The organism is Paenibacillus terrae (genome assembly GCF_000943545.1).
Taxonomy (GTDB): Bacteria; Bacillota; Bacilli; order Paenibacillales; family Paenibacillaceae; genus Paenibacillus; species Paenibacillus terrae_A.
In genome coordinates this window covers 1-8,019 of the sequence record NZ_JTHP01000133.1, presented here as the reverse complement: position 1 = coordinate 8,019, position 8,019 = coordinate 1, and the positions used below count along the sequence as shown (strand labels likewise).

6 protein-coding genes and 2 pseudogenes are annotated in these 8,019 nt (G+C 35.0%); 5 read left to right on the top strand and 3 right to left on the bottom strand.

All coding sequences use genetic code 11. The features are described 5' to 3' along the window. Positions 1-512: 512 nt before the first annotated feature. From QD47_RS28730 to QD47_RS28715, 4 genes are read left to right on the top strand one after another with little or no spacing between them, the layout of a single operon-like run. A complete protein-coding gene (locus tag QD47_RS28730) occupies positions 513-1,184 on the top strand; it encodes a TnsA endonuclease N-terminal domain-containing protein (RefSeq protein ID WP_161797220.1) in 672 nt (223 codons plus the stop codon). After that, the gene (locus QD47_RS28725) at positions 1,162-3,138 is read left to right on the top strand and encodes a hypothetical protein (RefSeq protein WP_044649338.1); all 1,977 of its coding nucleotides are present in this window, start codon (positions 1,162-1,164) and stop codon (positions 3,136-3,138) included. Before QD47_RS28730 ends, QD47_RS28725 begins: the two co-directional genes overlap by 23 nt. A gap of 16 nt (positions 3,139-3,154) precedes the next feature. Further along, positions 3,155-4,129 (top strand): ATP-binding protein, encoded by a 975-nt coding sequence (locus QD47_RS28720; protein ID WP_044649337.1) that lies wholly within the window; start codon positions 3,155-3,157, stop codon positions 4,127-4,129. Beyond that, on the top strand, positions 4,130-5,605 hold the full coding sequence (locus QD47_RS28715) for a TniQ family protein (protein WP_044649336.1): 1,476 nt from the start codon (positions 4,130-4,132) through the stop codon (positions 5,603-5,605). A 454-nt stretch (positions 5,606-6,059) separates the two neighbouring features. On the opposite strand, the gene QD47_RS34350 is transcribed toward QD47_RS28715, so the two are convergent. From QD47_RS34350 to QD47_RS28705, 3 genes and pseudogenes are all read right to left on the bottom strand, one after another. After that, a complete protein-coding gene (locus tag QD47_RS34350; RefSeq protein WP_412178007.1) occupies positions 6,060-6,449 on the bottom strand; it encodes an SIS domain-containing protein in 390 nt (129 codons plus the stop codon). Further along, positions 6,373-6,975 (bottom strand): MurR/RpiR family transcriptional regulator, encoded by a 603-nt coding sequence (locus QD47_RS30345; protein ID WP_161797218.1) that lies wholly within the window; start codon positions 6,973-6,975, stop codon positions 6,373-6,375. Before QD47_RS30345 ends, QD47_RS34350 begins: the two co-directional genes overlap by 77 nt. Before the next feature lie 91 nt (positions 6,976-7,066). Then, positions 7,067-7,300 (bottom strand): annotated as a pseudogene (locus tag QD47_RS28705) (family 1 glycosylhydrolase); the annotation flags it as partial. A gap of 83 nt (positions 7,301-7,383) precedes the next feature. Here QD47_RS28705 and QD47_RS33560 point away from each other — a divergent pair. Beyond that, positions 7,384-8,019 (top strand): annotated as a pseudogene (locus QD47_RS33560) (IS3 family transposase); the annotation flags it as partial.

Sequence of the window (8,019 nt, the reverse complement as noted above, 5' to 3'; positions counted from 1 at the left end):
CTGTAACATGTAGAACGATGCATATAACACTGCCTGCCAAGATGAGCTTCATGATTCGTTTAACAAATATAAAGTACAAATAAACTAGATAAAATTTCAACTTTTAGAAAACGCAAGATTCTAAATTTATGAATGCAAATAAATATTCATGATAAATTGTTAGGAGGTTGCATGAATGAGTATAAAGAATGTATACAAATTCCACTTGCAGCTGCTAGAGATTTATGAAAAAAATCAAATCTTACCTAATCCGTATCGCAAAGAAATTAACTATTATTATCGGCAACTCAATTTCTTTTGTGAGAATACGATGCAGAGGATTTTTGTATTGAATCAATTAATAAAAATATATGAAAAATCGAGACATACACAAATTCGATGGTGTTCTCATAAATACTATTCAAACCATTTAGAAGAATAGAATGAAGAATATATCCTATATTTAAAAATAGTTCGTTTAAAATGTTTATTATTCAGGAATTAGGAAATAAAAGTCTTGAAAGGTGATGATAATGATGCACACACCAAATATCGTATCCCGGAGTTCTAAATACGGTAATAATTATTGGAGTTCACTCGGACCTAAAGTGGGTATGAGGGAGGTTACACTTTATAGTGATCTGGAATTTGACCATTGGATACGAGTTGAAACTACGCCTGGTGTGGAAACTTATTGTGAACAATATCCTAAAATCAGCTATGTTTTTAATGGTGAGCTACATACAAGTATTTTTGATATGTGGGTTCAGATGAAAAGTGGAACTGTAAAATGTTGTGAGGTTAAATATGAATCCGAGTTAAATGCCGAAAATCCACGTAACTCTCGAACATTGAAACAAATAGAGGCACAGAAAATTTGGTGCAATAATAATGGAATTTTGCATGAAATTGTTACAGACAAAGATCTAAGAAAGAACCACTTAGAGTTGGAAAATAGATTAAAGATTATTTCCGTCGTGAAAAATAACGCCCAACCTAAATGTACCGAGGAGATCATGAAAATTTTAACTTCTGAGCGACTAAGCTTAAAAACATTGACTGAGCAGTCCAATATTCCCTTTAAAGATATTCACGATGCATGTATATGGCTTTTTTACAGAGGAGTTATTGATGTAAATATTGATGAATGTATTATTTCCATGCAAACGGAGGTGCGGTTGAATGAGTCGAGTGAAAGTTTTTGATAGAGGCGGCTTGTCACAAACTCAAAGGGATCGTGACCTTTGGTTTAAAGTAGATGAGACGTTGCTTAACGAAGAGAAAAGAATATTATTTCTAAAGCGAAAAGAAGCAATCGATCTTTATGTAAACAATGAGAAGAGTCTGAAGGAAATCTTTTCATGCACGGGTATCGATCGTAGAAATCTGATACGTTTATATAATCGTTGTATTTCTTTCGATGAAAATGGTCTTCCATGGGGGTATAGAGCCCTGATACCGGGCAAAAATATAAAAAAATATGAATTAGACCCACTATCTAAAAAAAGTAATGAATCAAGAAAAACAGGGGAATTCAATTTATTACTTGATAAATATCCACAAATTAGAGATGAAATAGATGATCTGTTTTTTGGTCGAAAAAAAAAGTTAACTGAACCGGTTATGAAACCTAAATACATACATAAAAAATTTGTGGATAGATGCAAAGAAGCGGGTATTTCTAGAAGTTCTTATCCATTTAACACTGATACTTTGGGGTATAGAGCGCTTTGTAGATATTTAGAGAACCTTAGGGATATTCACTTTGGCAAGGCTGCTTCGCGATTCGGACATGATGCTGAACAAAAAGCTAAAAATTCGGGGATAGGCCAACAGAATTATCCTCAAAATATCACCCCTTATCAAAAGGTTGAGTTTGATGGCCATAGAATTGACGGTATTTTTGTCATAAAGGTGAAAACATTGGAAGGAGATGACGCAGTTTTAACTTTAGACAGACTTTGGCTATTGAGTTTTACAGACCGCGCAACTCGAAACGTTATTGGAAGACCTCACATTTGTCTTAACAAGGAGTATAACGCAAGTGATGTAATGATTGCTGCCAAAAAAGCGATTATTCCATTTAAGAAAAAGAATTTAACAATAGACGGTCTGTCATATCAGCCAACAGGGGGATACCCATCTGAACAATTTCCTGAGATTGAATGGGCGGTATGGGATGTCATTTATTTTGACAATGCCAAATCTCATCTTGCTCAAATGGTTAGGGAACGCTTAAGCAATTTAATAGGATGTACAACTTGTATTGGTGCAGTTGATAGGCCAATGAGACGTTCTTTCATTGAAAGATTTCATAATACCTTTACTTCCAGTAGTATTCAACGGATGGCAAATACCACCGGAAGTCATCCAAAAGATCCCCGTAGGAAAGATCCTGAAAAAATGGCAATCCGTTATGAAATAACATTTGAACATTTAGAGGAAATCGTCGATGTTGTTATTTCAAATTATAATGGCACTCCACACGGGGCATTGTTTTATAATTCACCACTTGAAGCACTGGAGCAAAGACTCAAGAAAGGAATGAAACCCAGATTGTTAAATGAATCAAAGCGTACAGAATTTTTGTTTACACAAGTCGAACAACCTAGAACTATTCGAGGTAGTATTTCCTCGGGAAAGCGTCCTTACATCGAATATATGGGAGTTGAATACCGTAATGAATTACTAGTAAAATCTGCTCATTTAATTGGTACAAAGGTTAATGTACACATAAATGTAGATGATCTTCGTACGATCAGAGTGTTTCTCCCCGATGGTAGTGAGTTTGGAGAGCTCGTTGCGGCTGGTAAATGGTCATTAACACCGCATACTTTACAGATACGAAAAGCCATTAATCTGCTAAAAAAGAATAAACTCATTCATTTTACACAGTGGGACGACCCGATTTTTGTTTACCATGAATATTTAATCGCAAAAGAAACGGAAAAGAAGAAAGGCTCAGGAAATCGAATAGCGAAAGTCCAGCAAGTTATTCGACAAGCAGAAGAAGAAAGTAATTCCCCAAATCAAAATAAGTTATTAGCTCAAGAACATAAAAATTTAGCAGAACTAGATAAAGCAAGAGAATTACAAGAAAAGATTCAGGCCCAAAAAACATCAACCTCTACAAAAAGGTACAAAACCATTACTTATTAGAAAGGAGTAGTTACCAATGAAAAGGCCAAATATTATACCTGGAACACATCCAATTGAGCAGGGGCAATATGTTCTTCCTACCATTGAGATAACCAGGTTGATGGATAAAATTATTCAGATTATTAAAGATGGTGGGCCGGGAATGATTGTTTATGGGCGCCCCCGTTTAGGGAAGACTAGAGCAACAATGTTCGCTGTTAACTATTTACCATCAGAATTGGAAACCCCGATTCCTGTACTTGTTGCAGACTGCAAAAGCTATAGAGTACCGAGTCCAGAAAAATTTTTTAGAGACATGTTGTCAGACTTCTCCTTTGGCTTTAATAGTAAAAAAGATGAAATTGTACTACGCAACCAAATTGTAAATTTGATGCATGAAAAAGCTGAACATTCAAACCTTCGCAGAATTGTTTTGATTATGGATGAAGCTCAAAAAATGACCGAATGGCAATATGATTGCTTAATTGATATCTCTAATCAACTAGTACGTAGGAATATTAGAATGACTACTATATCAATTGGACAAGAACAACTGGTTAATCGAAGATCTTTTTTTCTGGCTAATGAAAAAGCGCATATTGTAGGCCGTTTTATGGCATCGGAGTATCGTTTTAAGGGAGTTCAGGCTCCAACCGAGATGGAGTTTGTATTACAAAGCTATGATGAATCCGAGTTTCCAGAAGACAGTGGCTGGTTCTACACTAGATATTACTTTCCCCAGGCTTTTGATTCAGGGAGAAGACTGTCTGAGTTTTCGACTAGTTTGTTCAATCTCTTTTTAGAAATACGGCAAGAGTTTGGCCTCTCAGGTAAGTTTGAAATCCCCATGGAGTATATAGCATTTACCGTCGAAAATGCTTTGAAAATTAATGGCTCTAACGGTAAAGGGACCGAATGGCTCTCAATGCATCAGTGGCGAGAAGCAATTAACAGATCTGGCTATTTCGAATCTGAAATTTATATGGCCTTAGCCAGAAAGAAGGCTAATTAAATGTTTATTGTATGGAGAAAAGAATGGATGAATGAATACGAGTCACCTTGGTCAATATTTGAAAAAGTAAGTTTAGCCAATCATATAAGCCGCACTGAAATTCTAAAAACGCTGGGTAATGCTGAAGTAAAAAAGATTAAAAAAATTCTTTTGACTGATTCTAGAAGAGAACTAATTAAATTAAGTGGATTTGATTTAAACATATTGAAACAATATTTGGGAGTGGATTTATCCGTTCTCAACAAATCTGTAATATCAACTCTTCTAAAGCCAGTAGAGTATTATCAAGAACCTATTTCTACTTGGTTTCCTCAATTACTAAATTGGTGTCCAGAATGTATTAAAGAAGGATATCATAGTTGGTTACATCAATTCTCGTTGTTTCATAGTTGCCCGATTCATCAAATTAAACTATTAAGTTCGTGTCCAATGTGCTTAAATCCGATTCCTTTCCTAGTTAGCGATTTAGCACTAAGCGAGCCATTTACCTGTATGTGTGGATTTAAGCTAGCCGATATCGGTAGCACTCCTTGGTCACAATGGAAAATGAAGGTCGAGATAGCTGATGTTCCAGTTTCTAAATGGATAGCACAAGGGAAGAGAGATGATTCTAATCGGTTGCTTTTTTCACCGCTAGTTAGTTCAATCCAACATTTTACACTGGAATCTAAAATTCAATCTAAGTTTTTTAATGTGAAAGTTGCCTCAACTCAAGATTACTCATATAGAGATGAATTTAAAAATGATTTATATAAGCAAAATTGTAGATGTTTCAGAAATATAGATCATTATGTTAGAAAGAAATTCATCAAAAAACATCTAAAATGTATACTTATGCTTCAAGAACTTAGAAAAAATGAAAATGAAGAGTTTCCTCCCATTTGTCCATATGCTTATGCATATGTATTTTGGAAGCAAACTTTATTAGGGAGAGAGCATTTTTACAATAATCTAGTTATTTCTAGAAGAAGACCCGGTATAACTGTTGCAACTGAACTTATAGAGCACATCATAGATGACTACAAAAATAGGCTCTTTGCCCATACCAATCTGTCTAAATATGATAACAGAGAAATGTTTCACTGGGTAATAAATCGTGTGACATCTGAGCTATGTCTTAATTATTTTTACGAATGGCTTAAAATAGCGGTGGAAGGAGCCGAACAAATTAGTGTTCCGAATCAAGATAAATTAGATATTATGTTACAGAATAGTATTCCGAGAGCAATTCTTAAACACAACTCAGATGTGAGGCAGAAACAAAAGATTGAAATCATACTTCCAAATGTAGATAGAAGGATTAATTTAAATGAATTTAAATGCCCGCTAAGTACTAAAACTATGAAGAAATTGTTATTCAAGATGAATTCTTTTAAACCATTAAGTGTAGCCATGAGAATTTACGAGAATCCAAGTGATGAAAATAAAAGAATTGAATCTTACGTTAAGCAATATGTAATGAAGTTAAGAATATAAAAAAACAAACAGATTTAATTCGCCTTTATTAGGCGATTTTTTATTTTTGCTGTAATAATAATCTTGAGATATAATTAAGTGTAGCATGGGAAATGAGATAAGATTCTTGTCATTTATGAGATAAAGTTCTTGTCATCCGACAATACAACAACTGCAATAATGCAATTTTTGTTTGTGTTAAACATACATATTCACAAAACTCGTATTTTGTACATAAGTATAAGGTCATTTGAAAACCTCTTTGTTGTTTGTATATTATAGAAGATTTGTACATTGACACAAAGTTCCCTACTTTAACAGTTTAATCGTACTTTTCCAGTCAAGTAGGCAACTTTGTGTCACTCTTGATTCGATTTTATTCTCTGAGTATTGTATGGCTCCATTATTATTTATCCATATTGTTTACGGCATTTCTCATCTGTTCATCTGTTAAATGTGTATAGATCATAGTCGTTTAAGGACTCTCCTTGATATTATTGAGGGTTGAAAATCTTTGTCGTTCTATTTCCTTCGCATTAAAGATTTTATGATCAATGTTTGCTTGATAATTTTGCTTAAAGTAACAGGAAAACAAAACATTTAAGAGAAAGTGTACAGATTCTTCAGTTGCGAAATTGGATATTTTACTATATAACCTTTCTCTAGAAGACATGGTCAACACACAATCAACATGTTTTCTAATAAAATTATCCCCAACGCTAGTTATACCGATTATATTTACACCACGTTTGTCCAGCGCACTTATGTGCGATATCGGTTCTAGAATTTCATTGTTTCCAGAATAAGAAATTAAAATTGCACAATCTCTCTCTGTTAATAATTTTTGCTGACAAACTTGCCTCAAGAGGATTAGCAATTTCAACAATCACACCAATTGTTAACATTTTACGCCGGAATACTTCTGCTAAATAAATATAGGGACTTATACAAAATAATATTATTTTGTTGGCATTGGTCAAAATTTGCACTGCTTGATTTAGCATATTTACATTAAGTATATTGAGCGTATCTGAAATACTTTCGGCTTGTAAGACCCCAATATTATTCGCAATTTTTTCGTAGGAATCTTGTTCCTTGAAAGGGAAATTCGGGTCTACTTCTGCACGAGATCTTTCCTCATACAAAACTTCTTCCATAAACGCAGTGATAAACTCGCGCCATCCAGAATACCCGATCGTCTGGGCAAATCTTACTAAAGTTGCTTTCGATGTATACGTCCCTTTGGCTACTTCATTCATACTCATATGGCGTAAATTCAATTTTTCTTTAAGTACAAATTCGCCAATGGCTCTTCTCGTATCATTATATTGTAAAATAACTTCTTCTATTTGTTGAAAAAGATACATAAATTCATCACAACCTTTTGTCAACTATAGCACAGCTCGATGTATCATTTACAATTAAATAACCACCTGCTCATAGCAGGTGGATTTGGACCTCACATTTGTGGATTTTTAATGGTTATGATAAATCTTCTCCGTTGCTTTGAATAACTTTTTGGTACCAATAAAATGATTTTTTCTTACTACGTTTCAGCGTCCCTCCCCCTTCATCATTACGATCAACATAAATGAATCCATAACGTTTACTCATTTCGCCCTTACTAGCACTAACTAGATCAATACATCCCCAAGTTGTATACCCCATCAACTCAACGCCATCTTCTTCGACTGCTGCTTTGAATGCCTTAATGTGTGGATCGGCTACACTCTTCTAGACAGAAAAATTGTGGTCTAATATAGTAGACTACAGACCAACCTAGGAGGAGCAAACGGATCATGACAAAAAAAGAAAGACGTACCTTTAGCGCTGAATTTAAAGCGCAGATGGTTCAGCTCTATCAAAGTGGCAAAGCACGAAAGGATATCATTCAAGAATATGATTTGAATCCTTCATCATTGGATAAATGGGTGAAACAGAGTTCCACATCTGGATCCTTCAAAGAGAAAGACAACCGGACTCCAGAGGAATTAGAACTGATCGAGCTTCGAAAACAGAACAAGCAACTACTCATGGAGAATGACATTTTAAAGCAAGCCGCGCTGATCATGGGACGAAAGTAAATGTCATTCGCCAGAATAAACATAAATACTCGGTATCAGCAATGTGCGACGTCCTGAACATCCCCAGAAGCACCTATTATTATGAAGAATGCAAAGTCGAAGTTCCATCCGAGGATGAAATTTCCTCTATTATTGTAGACATTTTTCAAAGGAGTCGTCAAAACTATGGTACGCGTAAGATAAAAAAAGAGCTGCACCAACAAGGCTTTACGGTATCCAGGCGGAGAATAGGACGAATCATGAAGGAATTCGGACTGGTTTCCTCGTATACGGTCGCTCAGTACAAGCCTCATCCCACGAAATGCAATGAAGCGAAACAAGCGAATGTATTGGACCGGAAATTTGAGCAAG

Bases quoted from the DNA above. Each gene is read 5' to 3' on its own strand.
- QD47_RS28730 (WP_161797220.1), top strand. From the start codon at position 513: ATGATGCACACACCAAATATCGTATCCCGGAGTTCTAAATACGGTAAT.
- QD47_RS28725 (WP_044649338.1), top strand. From the start codon at position 1,162: ATGAGTCGAGTGAAAGTTTTTGATAGAGGCGGCTTGTCACAAACTCAA.
- QD47_RS28720 (WP_044649337.1), top strand. From the start codon at position 3,155: ATGAAAAGGCCAAATATTATACCTGGAACACATCCAATTGAGCAGGGG.
- QD47_RS28715 (WP_044649336.1), top strand. From the start codon at position 4,130: ATGTTTATTGTATGGAGAAAAGAATGGATGAATGAATACGAGTCACCT.